Source organism: Nannocystis punicea (assembly GCF_026965555.1).
GTDB lineage: Bacteria > Myxococcota_A > Polyangia > Nannocystales > Nannocystaceae > Nannocystis > Nannocystis punicea.
This window is the reverse complement of sequence record NZ_CP114040.1, coordinates 508,749-526,582: the sequence shown is the minus strand read 5'-3', so window position 1 is coordinate 526,582 and position 17,834 is coordinate 508,749. Positions and strand designations below refer to the sequence as shown.

General features: G+C 72.6%; 13 protein-coding genes. 4 read left to right on the top strand and 9 right to left on the bottom strand.

Annotation, left to right across the window (positions count from 1 at the left end; genetic code table 11):
* Positions 1–304: 304 nt before the first annotated feature.
* Positions 305–2,332 carry a permease gene (locus O0S08_RS01975; protein WP_269037239.1) on the bottom strand — a complete coding sequence of 676 codons (2,028 nt, stop codon included), beginning with the start codon at positions 2,330–2,332 and terminating at the stop codon, positions 305–307.
* A 541-nt stretch (positions 2,333–2,873) separates the two neighbouring features.
* Here O0S08_RS01975 and O0S08_RS01970 point away from each other — a divergent pair.
* Positions 2,874–4,280, top strand: a complete 1,407-nt coding sequence (locus O0S08_RS01970) for an FG-GAP repeat domain-containing protein (protein ID WP_269037238.1) — start codon at positions 2,874–2,876, stop codon at positions 4,278–4,280.
* 464 nt (positions 4,281–4,744) lie between these two features.
* On the opposite strand, the gene O0S08_RS01965 is transcribed toward O0S08_RS01970, so the two are convergent.
* Positions 4,745–5,269, bottom strand: a complete 525-nt coding sequence (locus O0S08_RS01965; RefSeq protein WP_269037237.1) for a DUF2505 domain-containing protein — start codon at positions 5,267–5,269, stop codon at positions 4,745–4,747.
* A gap of 419 nt (positions 5,270–5,688) precedes the next feature.
* Here O0S08_RS01965 and O0S08_RS01960 point away from each other — a divergent pair, with 419 nt between their 5' ends.
* Positions 5,689–6,714 carry a PH domain-containing protein gene (locus O0S08_RS01960; protein ID WP_269037236.1) on the top strand — a complete coding sequence of 342 codons (1,026 nt, stop codon included), beginning with the start codon at positions 5,689–5,691 and terminating at the stop codon, positions 6,712–6,714.
* A 481-nt stretch (positions 6,715–7,195) separates the two neighbouring features.
* Here O0S08_RS01960 and O0S08_RS01955 read toward each other — a convergent pair whose 3' ends face one another.
* The 4 genes from O0S08_RS01955 to O0S08_RS01940 form a co-directional block, all read right to left on the bottom strand.
* Positions 7,196–8,329 (bottom strand): formylglycine-generating enzyme family protein, encoded by a 1,134-nt coding sequence (locus O0S08_RS01955; RefSeq protein ID WP_269037235.1) that lies wholly within the window; start codon positions 8,327–8,329, stop codon positions 7,196–7,198.
* A gap of 119 nt (positions 8,330–8,448) precedes the next feature.
* Entirely contained in the window at positions 8,449–9,585 is a 1,137-nt protein-coding gene (locus O0S08_RS01950) for an FKBP-type peptidyl-prolyl cis-trans isomerase (protein WP_269037234.1), read from the bottom strand.
* 53 nt (positions 9,586–9,638) lie between these two features.
* Positions 9,639–10,520, bottom strand: coding sequence for a universal stress protein (locus O0S08_RS01945; RefSeq protein WP_269037233.1), 882 nt, complete (start codon positions 10,518–10,520; stop codon positions 9,639–9,641).
* A 268-nt stretch (positions 10,521–10,788) separates the two neighbouring features.
* On the bottom strand, positions 10,789–11,316 hold the full coding sequence (locus O0S08_RS01940) for a hypothetical protein (protein WP_269037232.1): 528 nt from the start codon (positions 11,314–11,316) through the stop codon (positions 10,789–10,791).
* A gap of 1,130 nt (positions 11,317–12,446) precedes the next feature.
* On the opposite strand from O0S08_RS01940, the gene O0S08_RS01935 reads away from it, so the two are divergent.
* Positions 12,447–14,072, top strand: coding sequence for a fibrinogen-like YCDxxxxGGGW domain-containing protein (locus O0S08_RS01935; RefSeq protein ID WP_269037231.1), 1,626 nt, complete (start codon positions 12,447–12,449; stop codon positions 14,070–14,072).
* 131 nt (positions 14,073–14,203) lie between these two features.
* Here the strand turns inward: O0S08_RS01935 and O0S08_RS01930 are convergent, their stop codons facing one another.
* Complete coding sequence (locus O0S08_RS01930; RefSeq protein WP_269037230.1) at positions 14,204–14,998, bottom strand: AraC family transcriptional regulator; 795 nt, start codon at positions 14,996–14,998, stop codon at positions 14,204–14,206.
* 22 nt (positions 14,999–15,020) lie between these two features.
* Positions 15,021–15,956, bottom strand: a complete 936-nt coding sequence (locus O0S08_RS01925; RefSeq protein ID WP_269037229.1) for an MBL fold metallo-hydrolase — start codon at positions 15,954–15,956, stop codon at positions 15,021–15,023.
* A gap of 594 nt (positions 15,957–16,550) precedes the next feature.
* Here O0S08_RS01925 and O0S08_RS01920 point away from each other — a divergent pair.
* Positions 16,551–16,790: a hypothetical protein gene (locus tag O0S08_RS01920; protein WP_269037228.1), complete on the top strand. Its 240-nt coding sequence runs from the start codon at positions 16,551–16,553 to the stop codon at positions 16,788–16,790.
* Positions 16,791–16,881: 91 nt separating this feature from the next.
* Here the strand turns inward: O0S08_RS01920 and O0S08_RS01915 are convergent, their stop codons facing one another.
* Complete coding sequence (locus tag O0S08_RS01915; RefSeq protein WP_269037227.1) at positions 16,882–17,763, bottom strand: SDR family oxidoreductase; 882 nt, start codon at positions 17,761–17,763, stop codon at positions 16,882–16,884.
* Positions 17,764–17,834: the final 71 nt, after the last annotated feature.

Genomic DNA, 17,834 nt, shown 5'->3' with positions numbered 1-17,834 from the left:
CTCGTACTTCACCCGCGACTGACGCTCACGCGACCGCCGATGCTCCTCGTACGAACGACACGACGACGAGCCCCCGTGCTCCTCGTATTTCACGCCCGAGCGAAGCTCACGCGACCGCCGATGCTCCTCGTGCGAGCGACACGACGACGAGCCCCCGTGCTCCTCGTACTTCACGCCCGAGTGACGCTCACGCGACCGCCGATGCTCCTCGTGCGAACGACGCGACGACGAGCCCCGTGCTCCTCGTACTTCACGCCCGAGCGACCTCACGCGACCGCCGATGCTCCTCGTGCGAGCGACGCGACTACGAGCCCCCGTGCTCCTCGCCCGAGTGCGAGTGCCCGTGGTGCGAGTGCTCCTCGTGCGGGTGCGAGTGCCCGTGGTGCGAGTGCGAGTGCCCGTGATGCGAGTGATTCCCGCGAGCGGAGGGTCCGTGCGAGTGTTCCTCGTGGGAGTGATGCGAGTGCGAGCGCTCGAGCACCTCGTCCGAGGCATGCTCGTGCGAGTGATGCTCGTGCGAATGATGCTCGTGCGAGTGATGCTCGTGATGCCCATGCGCATGCGAGTGAGGCGCGTGCGAGTGCCCCTCGTGCCCGTGATCGTGCGAGTGCCCCTCGCGCTCCCACAGCCTGGCGAAGAACGCCTGCGGCCCCTGGCGCACGAACGACAGCAGGAACAGCCCGGCGAGCGCCCACGCGGCGGCCTCGGCCAGCGGCCCGTGCCCTGCCTCGGGCTGGACCCCTGCGACCCCGCGCAGCTGCGGCAGCGTCACGTCGACCAGCAGGCCGAGGCCGACGGCCAGCACCAGCATCGCCGCCGCGAAGCGGGCCGCGGTCGCGCGGCCGTGCTCCTGCGCCAGCACCCCGAAGGTCGTCGCATTGGTGGCAGGCCCGGTCAGCAGGAACGCCAGCGCCGCGCCCGGCGACAGCCCCTTGGCCAGCAGCGCCGCCACCAGCGGCGTCGCCCCCGACGCGCACACGTAGATCGGCACCCCGACGGCCGCGAACAGCAGCACCTGCGCCGGCCCGGGGATCGCCATCAGGGCCGACGGATCGATCCACGGCTCGATCAGCGCCGCCACCAGCAGGCCCAGCCCGATCCACGGCGCCGTGGTGTCGACCAGCTCGCCGAACCCCGTGCGCAGGCCGGCCCACAGCCGCGCCCCCACCGGCCCGCGCGGCCCCGCCTCCGGCTCGCTGCTGCCGCCGACCCGCCGCGCCCGACCGCCGACCCACCAGCCCACCAACCAGGCCACCAGCGCCGCCGCCACCACGCGCAGCACGGTCATCTCGGCCCCGAGCAGCGGCCACGACAGCAAGATCGCGTCGACCCCGAGCTCCGGCGTGGCGATGAAGAACGCCATCGCCGCCGCCGCCGGCACCCCGCGCTGCAGCAGGCTGCGGTACACCGGCACCACCCCGCACGAGCACAGCGGCAGCGGCAGCCCGACCGCCATCCCGCGCAGCGCCTGCCCGGCCGGCCCCCCGCGCCGCAGCCAGCGCACCGGCGCCTCCGGCATCAGCCCCGACACCAGCCCCGCCAGCGCGTAGGCCAGCAGCAGCGCCGGCGCGCTCTCCCGCACCAGCTCGCCCAGCGACGCCAGGGTCCGCGCCAGCGGGTCGGCCTCGCCGTGCGTCTCCGAGGCCAGCGCGACCAGCAGCCCGAGCCCGAACAGGCCGCCGCAGACCGCGCCGATCCGGGCCCCGCGGCTATCTGTCTCTTGGGACCTGTGCCCCACGACATGTAACAAGAGACCGCCGACCGCCGCGTGGAACAGCCCCAGCCAGCCGGCGTCGAGCCTTGCGAACGAGGCGTCGGCGAACACGTAGCCGGCCACCGTGGCCGCCCCGAGCAGCAGCAGCGCCCCCGCGGCCACCACGAACCCGGCCGGCGACAGCAGCCACCACACCCCGACCGCCACCGGCAGCTGATGGGCGATCACCGCCACCTCGAGCCCGTGCGAGTCGCCCTCCTCGAGGTGGGCCAGCGCCAGCGCCAGCCCGTCGGTGAAGGCGTGCAAGGCCATGCCGAGGATCGCCAGCGTCAGGGCGGCGCGGTGGGTGCCGCGGGCGGCCATCCGCAGCGGGCCCTCCGCGATCGCCGGTCCCGCCAGCCCCGCCAGCAGCGCCACGAACGCCGGCCATCCGGCGAGCGACAGTGCGCGCGGCACGATCTCGAGCGCCACCAGCCCGGTGACCGCCACGAGCACGAAGCTGTCGAGCGCCGCCATCGTCACGCGCTCGCGACGGGCCGCCGCGTGGAGCAGCGGACCGAGCACCAGCGCCACCACGCTGATCGCGAGGGTCCAGGTGCCGTGGGAGTCGCCGGGCATCGCGGGCGGGACCATAGCCTGAAATCACCGCGCGGCGGCAACTGGGCGGACGCTGTTTTCCGCCGTCCCCGGGCCTGTCGGCGCCGACCGGGCCGCGCCGGCGCACCGCGACGCCCCCCGCGCCCGCAACCTCGTCCGCACGCCCTGGCCGCCCTGCGCGCTGGGACCGTCGCGCGACATGCCGGCCCACGCCTGCCGTCGGCCGCGTCCGACGACCCAGCATTGTCACCCCGCGCCCGCGACAACGGCGGCACAATCGCCCGGGCCGGCGCGCCGCTGCATCCGCGTCGCCCGTCCGCCATCGCCTCGTCCTCACCATCCTCGCTGGCTCGCCTGGTCCTCGAGCTCGCGCCGCGTCCGAGCACACCTGATCTGGCGGAAGTGCCATGACCCATCCGCCATGTCCTTTCGCACCCGAAGCGGCGGGCGGCGCATCACGCGCGGCGAACCATCAGGCCCATCCGCCTTTGCCGTTCGCGGCGGCCCGGACGAGCGACGGTGCACGTTGACGGCCCCTGGCGCCGCCCGCCATTCTCCCGCCATGGCCTTTTTGAAGAGGTATTTCCTCGCGCTGTCGGCCCTCGCGGCGTGCGGCGGCGGCGACGGGGACGACACGGGAGCGACCGGCACCACCCCGACCTCGACCATGACGATGGCGTCGACGGCGGTGGACATGACCACCACGAGCGGCGGCGAGAGCACCACCACGACCGGCGGCGAGCCGACCACCGTCGAGCCGACCACCGCGGGCACCAGCACCACCATGACGGTCTGCTCCGACGGCCAGGAGGACTGTCCGTGCCTGCCCCTTGCGACATGTTTCCCGGGACTGATGTGCGTCGAAGGCGTCTGCGTCGGCATGGAGGCGACCAGCGAGCCGCCGCCGCCGATGTGCGGCGACGGCCAGCCCGGCCCGGCCGAGGTCTGTTTCAAGCCGTTCGTCCCGCTGGGCATGGGCTCCGGCCCGATCTCCGTCGCGGTGGCCGACTTCAACAAGGACGGCAACGACGACATCGCCTGCGCCAACAACATGACGAATAACGTGACCGTGCGGACCGGCAAGGGCGACGGCGGCTTCAATGCGCTGAGCGCCCTCGGCGTCGGCATGGGCCCGTACGCCGCCGCCGCGCCCGACCTCAACAACGACGGCGCGCCCGACCTCGTCACCGCCAACATCACCAGCAACGACGTCACCGTCTATCTCAACAACGGCGCCGGCATGTTGGCGCCGGCGCCGGCGATCCCCGTCGGCGCCCAGGCGCGCCACGTCGTCGCCACCGACCTCAACGGCGACGACCTCGACGACCTCGTGGTCGCCAACTACATGGACAACACCCTCACCATCTTGATCGGCGACGGCGTCGGCTTCCCCGCGCCCGCCGGGGTCGGCGTCGGCACCGGGCCGACGTGGGTCGCGGTCGGCGACATGAACGGCGACGGCTCGCAGGACCTCGTCAGCGCCAACTACGGCGCCAGCAGCCTCAGCGTCTCGCTCGGCAACGGCCTCGGCAACTTCGGCCCGCCGACCACCTCGCCCGCGGGCGGCCAGATCTACGCGGTCGCGGTCGCCGACCTCAACGGCGACGGCGACACCGACGCGGTCGTCACCATCCCGGCCGCCGGCCAGGTGTTCGTCCTCCAGGGCAACGGCCTCGGCGGCTTCGGCGGCGCGATCCCCTACCCCTGCGGCGCCGACCCGATCGGCCTCGTCCTCCACGACCTCACCGGCGACGGCGCCATCGACGTCATCGTCGCCAACCGCGGCGCCAACACCGTCAGCGTCCTGCGCGGCAACGGCAACGGCGGCTTCTCGGCCCCCGAGGCGTTCCCCGTCGGCGCCGCGCCCCACGTCGTCGCCGTCGGCGATTTTAATAAAGACGGCGCGGTCGACCTCGTCACCGCCAACAACGGCGACAGCACCGTCAGCGTCCTGCTCGCTGACCCATGAGCCATGCTCTCGGGGACATGTCCGAAGGGGCAATCAGGACTTCGCCTTCGAACATGTCCCTGGAGACAGATCGAAACGCGCCGCAGGGCCGCTCGCGCGACGCCTCCGAGGCGGCGATGTGCGGCCAGTGATACGACGCGCCACGAGCACCTCGCGAGCGAGCTCGCCAGGCTGCGCGAGCACTGCGCGCGCGGGCTACCGACACCTCGTGACCACGCCCTGCGCTCGCGCCTGAGCGTCGATGCGCCGCGGGCGTTCGAGCGCTCGAGTTCATCCTCTGGCGGCGGATCGGCCCTTCCGGCGAAGAGCTGCTGGCCGAGTTGGCCGAGCTCGCGCGGCGGCTGATTCGTGTACGAGCGGAGGCCGACGAGCCCGAATTCATCGCGCTCGCCGGCTGGTCGCCGCGCCACGAGGAGCGGCCGCGGGGACCTCCCGCGGCCAGCCACCCGCGCGACCGCGGAGCCTCAGCTGCCGGCCTTGCCGTTCGCGCGCAGCCACTGGTTGGTGTACTCGGCGGCCTTTTGATAGCTCTCGCGCATCGTCTTCTCGAGGAACTTCTCGACCATCCCGCCGACGCCGAACATCTTGACCTCGATCTCGAACTCGGCGACGCGGTCGGACTGACCGGGCCCGGTGCGCTCGAGCCACATCTCGGCCTTGATCGTCGTCTTGTCGGCCAGCTTCGACGGCAGGACCTTGGCGATCCACCGCGGCGCGTTGGGCCCGCTGACCTCGAGGCGGCCCTCCTCGACGTACGAGACCGAGTCGCCGAGCACCTTGCGGATCGCCGCCGGCGCGTCGATCTTCGGCGTCACCCGCACCTTCCGCGTCTTGCGGCCGTCGGGCGGGCTCGTCTCCTCGACGATGTCGAACGCCTCGAACTCGAGCCCCTTCTTGTAGAGCTTCTCGTTGTAATCGTGGTCGAAGAACACCTCGCGCCAGAACGGCTCCGGCTCGATCGCGTACGGGTGCCTGATCGTGAACTTCATCGCCCGGGGTTTTTTCACGCGCCCGCCCCCGCGTCAACCGCCCGCAGAGCCGCGCCGCACCGGCCCGCTCCGACCGCCCGCGCACCGCTCACGAGGAGCCTGCGGCATGCTCGCGGCGGAGAACCATGAGCCCCGCGCAAGCTGCGCGAACCGGCGGCCTCGTCGCGGCCGCGGGCCGCCGTCCGCCGCCGCGCCGAGGCGTCGACGCATTCATCCGATTCGATGCAGGAAGAGCGCTCTCGTGATTCGCGAGCCTCGGAGGTCTCGTCGTCGGCGAACGAGAGCGCCCGCCGATCCAGCACCCACGCTGCCGCTGCGGCCGATCGCCGAATTGGCCGTCGGGCTCGTTTCCGGGCCGGGGTGCTCGCTCCAGGCCGAGCTCGGACGGCGGCGAGCGAGCCTCGTGGTAGCCTGTGGGCGTGTCCTCGGCCCTGCGGCTCGTCTGGTCCTGGCGCGCGCGTGCGATCGCCTCGATCTTCGCCGCCGGCACCGCCGCGCTCGCGGTCTGGGCCGCGTACGATCCGCGGTCCGACGCATGGGTCACCGTCGCCACCGCTCTGCTCGCTACTGTATGCACGCTCGCGGCCGTCGAGACCCATGTGTTTCGCGTCGACGCCGACTCCGAAGGTCTGCGTCGCCGGTCGCTGTGCGGGACCGACACCCTCGCGTGGACCGCGATCCAGGCCGTGCGCCTCGTCGACACCCGCCACGAGGGCATGGCGATCGTCCACGCCCGCACCACCAACCTCGGCGCCGCCTTCCACGTCCGGCTGGTCACCGCTGGCCGGTCGCTGAAAACCGCGCCGGGGCCCTGTGAAGCCCCTCGGCCCGTCCGCGAGGAGTCTCGTACGGGGCCGAATTCGGCCACATCCTGTCCGAAGGGACATGCCGATTCCGGCCGGCCGGGACCTTTTCAGCGACCTGCTGGCGAGGGTGGGCGCCCGTGGAAATTTAACAGATGGATGGACGGCTTCGACGATCTGCTCGGGATCGTCGCCGAGCGCGGGTGGCCGCGGCTCACCGACCCACCGGCCCCGGACAGCCCGCTGCTCGAATGGGTGCTGTGGATCCTCCGGCGCTTCATCGAGCTCGGCCGGGAGATCGTCGCCGGCTTCGTCCTGCTGTTCTCGCTCTTCTTCGCCAGCACGTACATCGTCGCCGCCGGCGCGGAGCCCACCCGTAACTTCGGCCTCGATCTCCTCATCGTGGCGCTCGCGCTGCTCGCCGCAGCCTCGCTCGTCGGCTCGCTCGTCCGGAAACTCGGCGCCCGCCGCCTGCTGCGCGACGACCCCTCGCGCGCCGACTGGATGATGAGCACCGCCGGCCTCATCTTCGGCACCCTCGTGCTCGTCCTGTTCGTGCCGGAGGCGCTGGCCGGGGACCGGGGCGCCTGGCTCCTGATCGGACTGGGCGCGCTGGGGCTCCTCGGCGGCCTGTTGCGCTGAGAACGCGAACACAGCGAACCGAGCGACGTCTCGCCTCATATTCGGGGAAATGCGACCACGCCGAGCCCGCCCCCGAGGCTACGCCGGGCGCTCCGCGACCTCGAGTCGTCGCAGTATTGTGAAGCGCCCCGCTGCAGCGCCTCCGCCTCGCGCTCCGCGACCTCGAGTCGTGCCTTATTGTGAAGCGCCCCGCTGCGTCTCCGCGACCCATGACCGCGAGTCGTCGCAGTATTGTGAAGTGCCCCGCTGCGTCTCCGCGACCCATGACCGCGAGTCGAGCCTAATTGTGAAGCGCCGCGCTGCAGCGATCCGCGATCCGCGACCCCGAGTCGTCGCAGTATCGTGAAGCGCCGCGCTGCGTCTCCGCGACCTCGAGTCGAGCCTCCTTGTGAAGCGCCCCGCTGCAGCGTCCGTGATCTGCGAGTCGCGCCTTACTGTGAAGCGCCGCTGCGTCTCCGCGACCGCAGCCGCGAATCGGCCCTCATTGTGAAGCGCCGCGCTGCAGCGTCTCCGCCTCGCGGGCGTTCGCCGCGCAGCGGAAGCCGAAGTGATGGAACGGCTGATTGCTGGGGAAGTGCGGCCGGCGCCAGACGCCGGTCGCGTACGACGCGTCCCAGTACCACGACCCGCCGCGGACGATCTTGCGCAGCTTGCCCGGGCACTCGCGGGCCACCTCGCCGTCCTTCGCGCACGGCCCGAGCGGATCGATCCCCTCGCAGTCGGCCCCGCACTCGGCGTAGCTGCGGGTGAACCAGTCGGCCACCCACTCCCATGAATTTCCGGACATGTCGTAAAGGCCATATCGGCCCGACGGCCGCGAGCCGATCTCCCACGGCCGCCCCGTCTCCGGCTTACTGCCCTGCTTCTTCACCCCGCAGCCGCGCCCGGTCTCGTCCTTGATAATCGCCCGCTCGCAGGTCGCCGGCTCGTCGCCCCACGGGTGCAGCGCCCCGTCGGGTCCGCGCGCGCCCTTCTCCCACTGCGCCTCGCTCGGCAGCCGCTTGCCGCGGGCCTTGCAGTAGCCGTCGGCGTGGAACCACGCCACCCCGTTGATCGGCTGCTTCGGCCGGTCGAAGTCGGTGTACGCCGGCCCGCCTTTGGGGTCGCAGCGCTTGGCCTTCACGCACTCCTTGTACTCGGCGTACGTCACCTCGTGGATGTCGAGGTAGTACGTCTGCAGCCACACCCGCGCCTGCGGCCGCGCGTGCTCGGGCCCGGTGTCGCTGCCGCGGATGAACCACCCGGCCGGGATGCACGCCATCCCCGGCGGCGGCGGATCGAGGCAGGGTAGCGGCGCCGGCGCTCCCGCTGGCGGTGGATCACCGGCGATCGAGATATCTGTCCCTGCGGACATCCCGGCTCCCGCACCGCCTGTCCCTCCGGACACCCCACCAGCCGAACCTGCTCCGCCCGCCGAACCTGTCCCTCCGGACATCCCGGCCGCCGAACCTGCTCCGCCCGCCGAACCTGTCCCTCCGGACATCCCGGCCGCCGAACCTGCTCCGCCCGCAGTACCTGTCCCTCCGGACAGCTCAGCCCCTCGCCCGGCGCTGCCTGCCCCTTCGGGCAGCCCCGCGCCGCTCGCCGCCCCGCGCTCGGCCGTCCCTGCGGACATGTCCGAAGAGACAGCCGATGCCGGAGCCCCGGCAGGCGCCGCGGCTCCGGGCGCCTGCTCCGAGGGACCTGCCCGACAGGACAGGCCCACCGCCAGCGCCGCGATCGCCGCGGACGCTCTCACCCGGCCTTCTTCTCCGTCGCCGGGGTCTTCGCGTCGGGCTGGGCCGGCGTGGTGCCGGTGGCAGGCTGAGCGCCGCCGGCCTTGGCGCCAGCGGGCGTGGCCGGCTGCGCGCCGCCCGGAGTCGCAGGCTGCGCGCCGCCCGGAGTGGCCGAGCCGGGCGCGGTGACGCCGGCCGGCGGCGTCGGGGCCGGCTTGACCGACATCAGCTCGACCGTGAAGGTCAGGTCGGAGTTGGCGGGGATCCGGCCCTTCGCCCGCTCGCCGTACGCGAGCTTGGCGGGGATCTCGAGCTTGCGCAGGCCGCCGACCTTCATGCCGGCGATGCCGAGGTCCCAGCCCTTGATCACGCGGCCCTGGCCGAGCGGGAAGCTGATCGGCTTGCGCGTCAGCGACGAGTCGAACTCGGTCCCGTCCTTGAGCGTGCCGCGGTAGTGGACCGCGACCATGTCGCCGGCCTTGGCCTCCGCGCCCTCGCCCAGCTTGTAGTCGCTGATCTTGAGCCCGTCCTCGAGCGTCTTGGTCGACGCCGGCTTGCCCTCGAACGCGGTGAGCGGCTGCGGCGGCGGCGGCGGCGGCGTGAACGACAGCAGCTCGATGGTGAACACCAGCGTCGCGCCCGGCGGGATCTTCCCGGCCCGACGATCGCCGTAGCCGAGCGTCGCGGGCACGATGAGGCGCCGCTTGCCGCCCACCTTCATGCCGACCACGCCCTCGTCCCAGCCCTTGATCACCCGGCCCTCGCCGAGCGAGAACGTGAACGGGCGGTTGCGCTTCTTCGACGTGTCGAAGATCGTCCCGTCGGTCAGGTACCCGGTGTAGTGGACCTCGACCTCGCCGCCCTTGACCGCCTCCGCGCCGTCGCCGACCACGAAGTCCTCGACCGTCAGGCCGCTGGCGGTCTTCTCGCTGGAGAGCGGCTTGCCGTCGAACGGCGGGTCGTACTTGATGTCCGCGCTCGGCTCGAGCGGCAGCGGCGGCGCCTCGGCCTTGGCTGGCTCGGCCTTGACTTCGGCCTTCGCGGGCTCGGCCTTGGCCGGCTCGGCCTTGGTCGCATCGGTCTTGGGAGCCTCGCCGGCCGTGCAGGCGGCCAGGGCGGAGGCGAGGAGGAGCGCGAACGGAGCGCGGACGTGCATGGCGGCCGCGTCTATATCTCACTTTCGCAGCGGGCGCACGCCCCGGCCGGCCGCTAGGGGCGCGCGTCCGGCGGAACGACCAGCACGGGGATCGCCGCCCTGGCGGCCAGCTCGCTCGAGGTGCTGAGGGCGATGACCCGCTCCACCCGGCTGAGCAGCCGCGAACCGCACACCAGGAACGGCGCCCCCTGCTCGGCCGCGACCGCGAGGATCTCGGTGATCGTGTCGCCGTAGCGGACCACCACCGGCTCGCTGCGGCCCTGGTCGGCCAGCCACTCGGCGGTGCGGTCCTTGGCGGCCGCGATCGTCTGGCCCTTGAACTGCGCCAGGGCGTCGGTCGACCAGTAGATCTGCGTGTACTCCTCCGGCACGCTGACCACGCGCACGAACACCAGCGGCCGGCCCAGCGCCTTCGCCAGCGTCGCGCCGACCTCGACCGCGCCCGAGCTCGCGTCCGACGGCGTCACCGCCACCACCAAAGGGCCGCTGCGCAGCTGATCGATCTGCAGGTCGGGCGGCACCACGAACGTCGGCACCACCAGCCGCTGCAGCAGCCGCCGCGCCACGCTCCCCAGCCGCACCAGGTCGCGCCCGTCGCTCGCCGCCTTGCGCCCGACGATCATCCCGACCGCCGACCGCCCGGCCCGCGCGCTCGCCAGCGTCTCGGCCGGCTCGCCCGCCTCGACCAGCTCGACCTCCGCGTACGCCTCGCGCACCCCGGCCCGCTCCATCGCCAGCTCCGCCTCCGTCTTGAGCCGCTCGTGCACCCGCACGCGGCCCTCGAACTGGTCGAGTTGGTCCACCACCGCGCTCGGCGCGGCGTGGACCCCCACCAGCTCGATCGCCCCGCCCGTCTGTTCGCGCAGCCACGCCCCGAAGCGCACCGCGCCGTCGCTGCGGTGGCGAAGATCGACCCCGACGATCCACGTGTTCATGCCGCAACGATGACAGCGCTTCGGGCTCCGGCAACGCCGCCGCCCCACCGGGCTCAACCGCTCGGGGCCTGTCTCGCGCGTGGCCGCGTTCCTGTCCGTGCGCTCGGGCTCGCCGGACCGCGGCCGCGGCTCGTCGCAGTCGCGACCCCGGCCCGCATCGCGCCGATCCCGCCCAGCGAGGTCATTCACCCCCGCCCGCGCCGCCCGCTCGGCCGGACATGTCTCTTTGGACATGTCCTTTGCGACTAGGCGCCGAGGCGGCCGCGGCTCAGCACGTGTACATGGTCAAGCAGCTCGCCGGCTTGGCCGGGCCGTCGACGGTGGCCTGCATGAACGAGCACTGGATGCAGCGCACGGGCTTCAGCGGGGCCGCCTCGGGGTCCGTCTGGACCGGGCGGATCTCGATGGCGGCCTTGGTGAACGAGACCTCCTGCTGCCCCGCGATCGGTTCGCCCTCGGCTTGCAGGCAGCCCGGCTCCGGCGCGGCCGACACGAGATCGGCGTACGCGGCGGGCACGTCCGCGGTCGCCGAGATCACCACCGTGCCGGTGAGCACCACCTCTTTCGGCGCCGGTTCCACGCCGCCGGCGTCGCCGCAGACCGTGCTCTCCGTCCCCGTCGCCGAGAGCTTGAGCTCGTAGTCGCCGGCGGCGAGGCCCATGAGGTGCCCCGAGGCGGTCAGGGTGGCGCCGTTGTCGTTGAAGCTCGGGAGCTTCTTGACCGGCGGAGGAGCCGCGATGGCGATGGAGCCGAGCAGCGCGAGGGCACAGACTGTGATGAACGAATCTTTGCGCATAGTCGATTCTCTCCGCGGATAACCATGCCGCTCGCCGACGGCGCAGCGAGGCGAATCAGCGACCGCGGGGAGGTCCGTCACGGGGTGCGCCGAAACGGAGGATTGATTACCCGAGCCGTTCATCGGCGGGCGCAGCGGACGCGACGACTGTGTTTTTTAAAAATAATCAATGCACCGATCCGCCGGCCCGGCGCCGATGCTGGCAGCGCGGGCGTACGGCCGCGAATGACGGGGCTGTCCTTTCGGGAAGCTCGGAGATTCGTCGACCTCGCGGACGCGTCGGGGCGGACGCGCCGCGAGGCGGGCGGAGCGGGCGCGGAGCGAACCGTGCTCCGCCCGGCCGGTAGTACGAGCGTCCCGCGGCGAATGACATGGCTGCCCTTTCGAAGGGGTCCGAGATTCGCCGACCTCGCAATGCGCCGGGGCGGACGCCCCGCGAGGCGGGCGGGGCGAGCCGCGGCGACGTCGACGCTCCGCCCTGCCGGCAGCGCGAGCGTACGGCCGCGAATGACATGTCTGTCCTTTCGGGAAGCTCGGAGATTCTCTGCCCTCGATTGCGCCGGGGCGGACGCCCCGCGAGGCGGACGGAGCGAGCCGCGGCGACGTCGGCGTCCCGCCCGCTCGCCGGTCGGAGTTGGGTCGGCACCGACGGCTCTGCGAGAACACGCCATTCCCTGCTAGCAATCGCGGAGACGGGCCTCGCCCGATCGTCGGCCGCCGCGACGCCCGAGGCAGCCTCGCCGCGGGTGTTGCCTGCTCGACGACCTGGCCCGCGGGCCACCGCTCCTCGACCGACGAGCGGGCGCGCCCGCCGACGGCCCGTCGGACCGCGCCTGGTCCTGCGCGACGGCTTCGAGCAGGCCTTGCTCGTCGATCGCGACGCCTGCGCCACGGGACCTCTTCGTCCTCGCCCACACTCGCATCGCCTGCGGATCGCCGACCCTCGCGGACTCACGCGGCACCTCGCAATCCGGCGGTGATGCCGCGAAAGCGACCGGGGCGCCGCTGAGTCCGATTGCACGTACGGCGGCGAGGTCGCGCGCAGCGGAACCGCGCGCCGGCTCGGCCTTGACAGGGCCGCCCGCGTCGGATTACCCGTCGTCGTCGACATTGTGTGGAGGCGAGGAACGATGAGAGTACAGCTTCGTGGAGCCGCGGCGTGGGGTGTGTGTTTGCTGGTCGCATGCAACGGTGACAGCGCGACCACCGGGACCGGCGCGACCGATACGACGACCACCAGCACCGGCACCGGCACCGACGCGTCGACGGGGACGCCCACCGAACCGACCACCGGGCCGACCAGCACGACGACGGTGCCGACCGACGGGAGCGCCTCGGGCGACGCGAGCACGACCTCGCTCCCGACCACGACGGAGGACACCCCGGACACCGGCACCACCACCACCGGCACCACCGACGCCACCACCACCGGCACCGGCACCACCGATACCTCGGATACGTCCTCGACCGGCGAGCCCGAGCCGGTGTGTGGCAACGGGGTGATCGAGGCCGGCGAGGCCTGCGACGACGGCAACGGCGACAACACGGACACCTGCGTCGAGGGCTGCCAGGAGGCCAGCTGCGGCGACGGCTTCGTCGGGCCCGGCGAGGCCTGCGACGACGCCAACGACGTCGACGACGACGCCTGCAGCAACACCTGCGCCCCGGCCTCGTGCGGCGACGGCGTGGTGCAGCCGGGCGAGGCCTGCGACGACGCCAACGCCATCGACACCGACGCCTGCCTCGGCACCTGCGCCGCGGCCAGCTGCGGCGACGGCTTCGTCCACGACGGCGTCGAGGCCTGCGACGACGCCAACGCCGACGACAGCGACGAGTGCACCACCCAGTGCGCCGCGCCCACCTGCGCCGACGGCATCCAGAGCGGCGGCGAGACCGACGTCGACTGCGGCGGCCCCGAGTGCGACCCGTGCGAGCTCGCAGACAATTGCAGCGAGCCCGGCGACTGCGAGAGCGGCAGCTGCGACCAGGGTCAGTGCGTCGTCTCGGCCAGCTGCAAGGCGATCAAGCTCGCCCAGCCGAACGCGGCCGACGGCCTCCACGACATCGACGCCGACGGCGCCGGCCCGCAAGCCCCGTTCAAGGTCTGGTGCGACATGACCACCGACGGCGGCGGCTGGGCCCTGGCGATCCGCTTCGCCCCGTCGCAGGGCACCTTCGACTTCTACTCCCCGCACTGGACCACCGTCTCGGTCGTCAACGAGGCGCTGACCTCCCCGACCGACACCCTCGACGGCAAGTTCCAGGCCTATAACGTCCTGCCCGGCGGCGAGATCCGCGGCTGCATGCAGCACCCGGTCACCAAGGCCTACGCCTGCAAGCACTACGCCCTGCCGGCGACCACCACCCTCCTCGACCTCTTCACCAATACCCCGGTCGGCTCGGACGTCGCCATGAAGGGCCTCTACTTCGCCGAGGACCAGGCCGAGAAGCTCAAGTGGTTGACGATCCAGGGCCGCACCGTCGCCGAGGCCTCGATCGCCCCCAACTACGTCGCCGTCGGCATCAACGTCGACGACGACCAGTCGTGCTACGACGCCCGCGTCCGCTTCGGCCTGGTGCTCAACAACGAGAACAACATCAGCACCCTCAACGACGCCGCCGGTTTCGGCGCCCAGTCCTACTACACCTCCACTTGCGACCTCGCCCCCGGCGTGGACACGCCCTGGCGCACCCCGTGCGGCTTCGCTGCGGGTCCCGACATTCACAACACCGCCGGCCACATCTGGATCCGCTGATCGCCGCGAGCGACGCCCGCGGACAGGGCGTCGCTCGTTCGCGGGCGCGCCCCGGCGCTCCAATGTCCGTTTGAACATGTCCTATCGGGCATGCCCATTCGGTCATGCCACCATCACGCTCGACGCCCGCTTCATTCCCCCGGCGACCCGGCCGGCGCGTGGCGTCGCCGCCACGAGCTCGGCGGCTCGCCCACGAACGCCGCGAAGGCGCGCGAGAACGCGGCCGGGCTGGTGAAGCCGACCTCGTAGCCCACCTCGGTCACCTGCGCGCCGGGCTCGAGCAGCCGGGACATCGCCCGCAGCAGCCGCGCGGCCCGCACGAACGCCTCGAAGGACATGCGCGCCTCGGCGGCGAAGCGGCGCGCCAGGGTGCGCGGCGAGACAGCGGCCGCGCGCGCGACCGCGGCGATGTTGTGTGGATGGCCCGGACTCGCCAGCACCAGGGCCATCGCCCGGGCCAGCTCCGGGGTGCGCGCGGTCGGCAGGAACCACGGACGGCCGCGCGTGACCGCGTCGCCGCAGAGGTCGACCAGCACCGCGAAGTAGCGGGCGGCCTGGTCGCCGTGGCAACGACGCGCGTCCCAGGCGGCCGCGTGCTCGAGCATCGCGGAGACCACGGGCGGGACCGCGAACACGCGCGCGCCGGCTGCCAGATCGGGCGTCGGCGGGCCGAGGTAGGCGGTGCACAGGGCCGCGTCGGCGCGGACACGGACGCGATGGCGAGCGCCGGCCGAGATCCACGCCGCCTGCTGCGGCGGCAGCAGCCACTGCGCGTCGGCGGTCTCGAGGTGCATGAGGCCGGTGCTGGCGAACAGCAGCTGGTGGCGCCCGTGCGCGTGCCAGCCGGAGTCGGTCCCGGCCGCCAGATGATCGGTGAGCACGAAGCTGGCGGCCGGCGCTGCGTCGACGTCGATGCGAGGCGGCATCTCGCCGCCGAGGATACCGCATTCATCGCACCAGCGACTGGACGAATCCGTACACCCCGTAGGTGATCAGGTAGTCGAGGCCGCGCTCCGGGAAGGCCTCGCGCGCGGCCTCGGTGATCGCCGCGTAGTGCCCCGCGGCGGCCTCGCCGGTGAACGCATCCGGGTCGTCGACGCCGGCGACGTAGTCGCGGACCACGCCGTCGATGCCGACCAGGTAGTCCTGCTGGGAGACGACCGCGACGTCCATCGGCGCCGACGCGCCGCGCCCGCCGTACACCGTGACGTCGCCCCAGTCGCGCAGCTCGTCGAGCGCGGCCGACCACGCCGACAGATCGGGCCGCGGCGCGCCGTCGACGATCCCGCCCTCGAGCCACGCGTGCACCCCGTGATGCACGAGGTCGCCGACGATCAGCGCCCCGGCCGCGGGGATGTGGGCGACGGTCTGGGTGCTCGACACGCCCGGGTGCTCGAGGACCTGCAGCTCGATGGTCGCGTCGCCGAGCAGGTCGAGGCGGAGGGTGTCGGTGAAGCGCAGGTCGACCACGGCCTCCGGCGGGTAGCTGTCCTCGTCGAACGTCCCGTTGGCGATGAAGGCCGCGCGCTTGTAGGCGTGGACGCCGGGGATCGCCGCCGCGGTCGCCTCGCTGGCGACGACCGTGGCGCCGGCGGCCCGCAGCGGACCGACGCCGTTGAACTTGTCCGGGTTCGGGTGGGTGATGACGACGTAGCGGATCGGCGAATCCGTGTGCGCGCGGATGTCGTCCACCAGCGCCTCCGCGAGCGGCTCGGTGAACTGCGCGTCGAACACGACGACCTCGCGGCCGGTGTCGTAATAGAACGAGTGAGTGTCGAACCCGGCCGCGTCCGAGGTGAAGGTGTAGAGCACCCCTGCTGCCTCGGGCGCGTCACAGGCGACGAAGCAGAGGGCGGCGGTGAGAGCGAGAGCGGGGCGTGGCATGGCGCGGAGGATAAGGAGCCCCCTCGCGCGCCGCTTGCCCGTCCCGGCCAGCCTCTTGCTCGCGCCGGCCAACCCTCGCCGCGGCCCGCAGCTGCCGATCGGGTCGAGGTCGCGCGCGCAGGCGGCGAAGCAGGGCGACGTGAGAAGCGGGTCGCGCAGCAGCCGGCCTGCCGGAGCGATGCTTTACTGGTGATCGCGACAATCGTCGCTGCGCCTGCCAGGGAATCGTCTACGCGTTCATTTTGCTGAACGACCGCCAATGGCGCGACGAGCAATACCCGGTGACCCGCACAGGTACTCGGCGCATATCTTTCCAGCGGGGCGAAGGATGTTTCCGGGCCACGCGAGTCATGAGCGCAGGCGAGCCCGTGGCCGAGGTGCACAGACCACTGGGCCGCGGAAGCGGCCTATTTCCTGGCGTCTCGCCCGAAAGACGACCGTCGTCGCGATTTCTCGCTACGACGCAATTGTTCGCGGCTCGGGGCTCACTGTCCCGGCAAGGGCGTCGGTTCGGCGCTCGGAGTCGAATCCACTCACCGCATCTCACGGTCTGTCGCCGTGCGTAGCCCACGTCGAATCCAAAGGAGTATGGTCATGCGTTCCATTCGTTCGTTCTCTCTCGTCGCAATCGCTCTCTCGTTCGGCGCCGTCGCCTTCGGCGCCCGCACCGCCGAGGCCGCCATCTGCTGCGGCGCCCCGGTGTGCCAGTCGGACAACCCGCCGGCGCTCTGCAACTGGTGCACGCCGACCTGCGTCGAGGACGAGGAGCCGGTCGCCGGCGAGATCGTCTACGACGAGGTCGAGTCGCTCTGCTACGTCGCCGGCACCCTCTGAGCGCCACGCGCCTGCGAGCCGGGCTCCGCGCGGAGTCCGGCTCGCGCGCGTCGTCGCTACGGCGCGCCCGTGCTGCGAACCGCGGCCCCGCTCACGCGGGCGCGAACGCGGCGGCGTGCTCGCGCGCCCATTGCTCGTAGGTGCGAGCGGGCCGGCCCGTCAATCGCTCGACCACGTCGCTCGGCCGCGCCGCGCCGCCGGCGAACAGCGGGCCCTGGCCGTAGATGAGGAAGAACTCCTCGGCCAGCCATTCGGGCAGGCCGGCCCGTCGCAGCGAATCGACGTACGTCCGGCTCGGCATGTCCACGTATTCGATCGGCCGGCCGAGCACCCGCGACAGCGTGCGCGCCAGCTCGGCGTACGTCAGCGCCTCCGGCCCCGAGAGCTCGTAGGTCTCGCCCTCGTGCCCCGACTGCGTCAGGCACACCGCCGCGACCTCGCCGACGTCGCGCGTGTCGATCTTGGCGAACCGCACGTCCGCGACGCAGCCGTAGAAGCGACCCTCGGCGGCGATCGAGGCCGCGTCGAACAGGGTGTTCTGAAAGAACGAGTTCGGCCGCAGGTGCGTCCAGGCCAGCCCGGACGCCTCGAGCTCGCGCTCGCCGCGGCCGTGACCGCCGAGGCTGATCGACGGCTCCGACGGGTCCGCGCAGATCCCCGACACGTGGACGACGTGCCGCGCGCCGGCTCGCCGCGCCGCCGCGATCAGGTTGCCCTGCCACGCCTCCATCGCCGGCGCGTGAGGCGGCAGCAGCAACACCGCCTCGATACCGGCGAGGGCGCGGCCCAGCGCCGCGGGGTCGTCGAAGTCCCCGGCGACCACCTCGACGCCCGGCATCGCCGCCAGCGCCTGCGCCCGGCCCGGCTCGCGGGTCATCGCCCGCGCCCGCACGCCCCCTCGCACGAGCGCGCGCAGCGTGGCGCCGCCGCAATTGCCGGTCGCACCCGTCACCAGGATCTTCGGAGCCGTCACGGCCCCAGTCTCGCTCGCGCCGCGCCGCGCCGCCATCCGCGAGCCACCGAAGGGGGCTCCACCGGGCGGCT

Coding starts and splice junctions, on each gene's coding strand:
- O0S08_RS01975 (WP_269037239.1), bottom strand. CDS start 2,332: ATGCCCGGCGACTCCCACGGCACCTGGACCCTCGCGATCAGCGTGGTG.
- O0S08_RS01970 (WP_269037238.1), top strand. CDS start 2,874: ATGGCCTTTTTGAAGAGGTATTTCCTCGCGCTGTCGGCCCTCGCGGCG.
- O0S08_RS01965 (WP_269037237.1), bottom strand. CDS start 5,269: ATGAAGTTCACGATCAGGCACCCGTACGCGATCGAGCCGGAGCCGTTC.
- O0S08_RS01955 (WP_269037235.1), bottom strand. CDS start 8,329: ATGTCCGCAGGGACGGCCGAGCGCGGGGCGGCGAGCGGCGCGGGGCTG.
- O0S08_RS01950 (WP_269037234.1), bottom strand. CDS start 9,585: ATGCACGTCCGCGCTCCGTTCGCGCTCCTCCTCGCCTCCGCCCTGGCC.
- O0S08_RS01945 (WP_269037233.1), bottom strand. CDS start 10,520: ATGAACACGTGGATCGTCGGGGTCGATCTTCGCCACCGCAGCGACGGC.
- O0S08_RS01940 (WP_269037232.1), bottom strand. CDS start 11,316: ATGCGCAAAGATTCGTTCATCACAGTCTGTGCCCTCGCGCTGCTCGGC.
- O0S08_RS01935 (WP_269037231.1), top strand. CDS start 12,447: ATGAGAGTACAGCTTCGTGGAGCCGCGGCGTGGGGTGTGTGTTTGCTG.
- O0S08_RS01930 (WP_269037230.1), bottom strand. CDS start 14,998: ATGCCGCCTCGCATCGACGTCGACGCAGCGCCGGCCGCCAGCTTCGTG.
- O0S08_RS01925 (WP_269037229.1), bottom strand. CDS start 15,956: ATGCCACGCCCCGCTCTCGCTCTCACCGCCGCCCTCTGCTTCGTCGCC.
- O0S08_RS01920 (WP_269037228.1), top strand. CDS start 16,551: ATGCGTTCCATTCGTTCGTTCTCTCTCGTCGCAATCGCTCTCTCGTTC.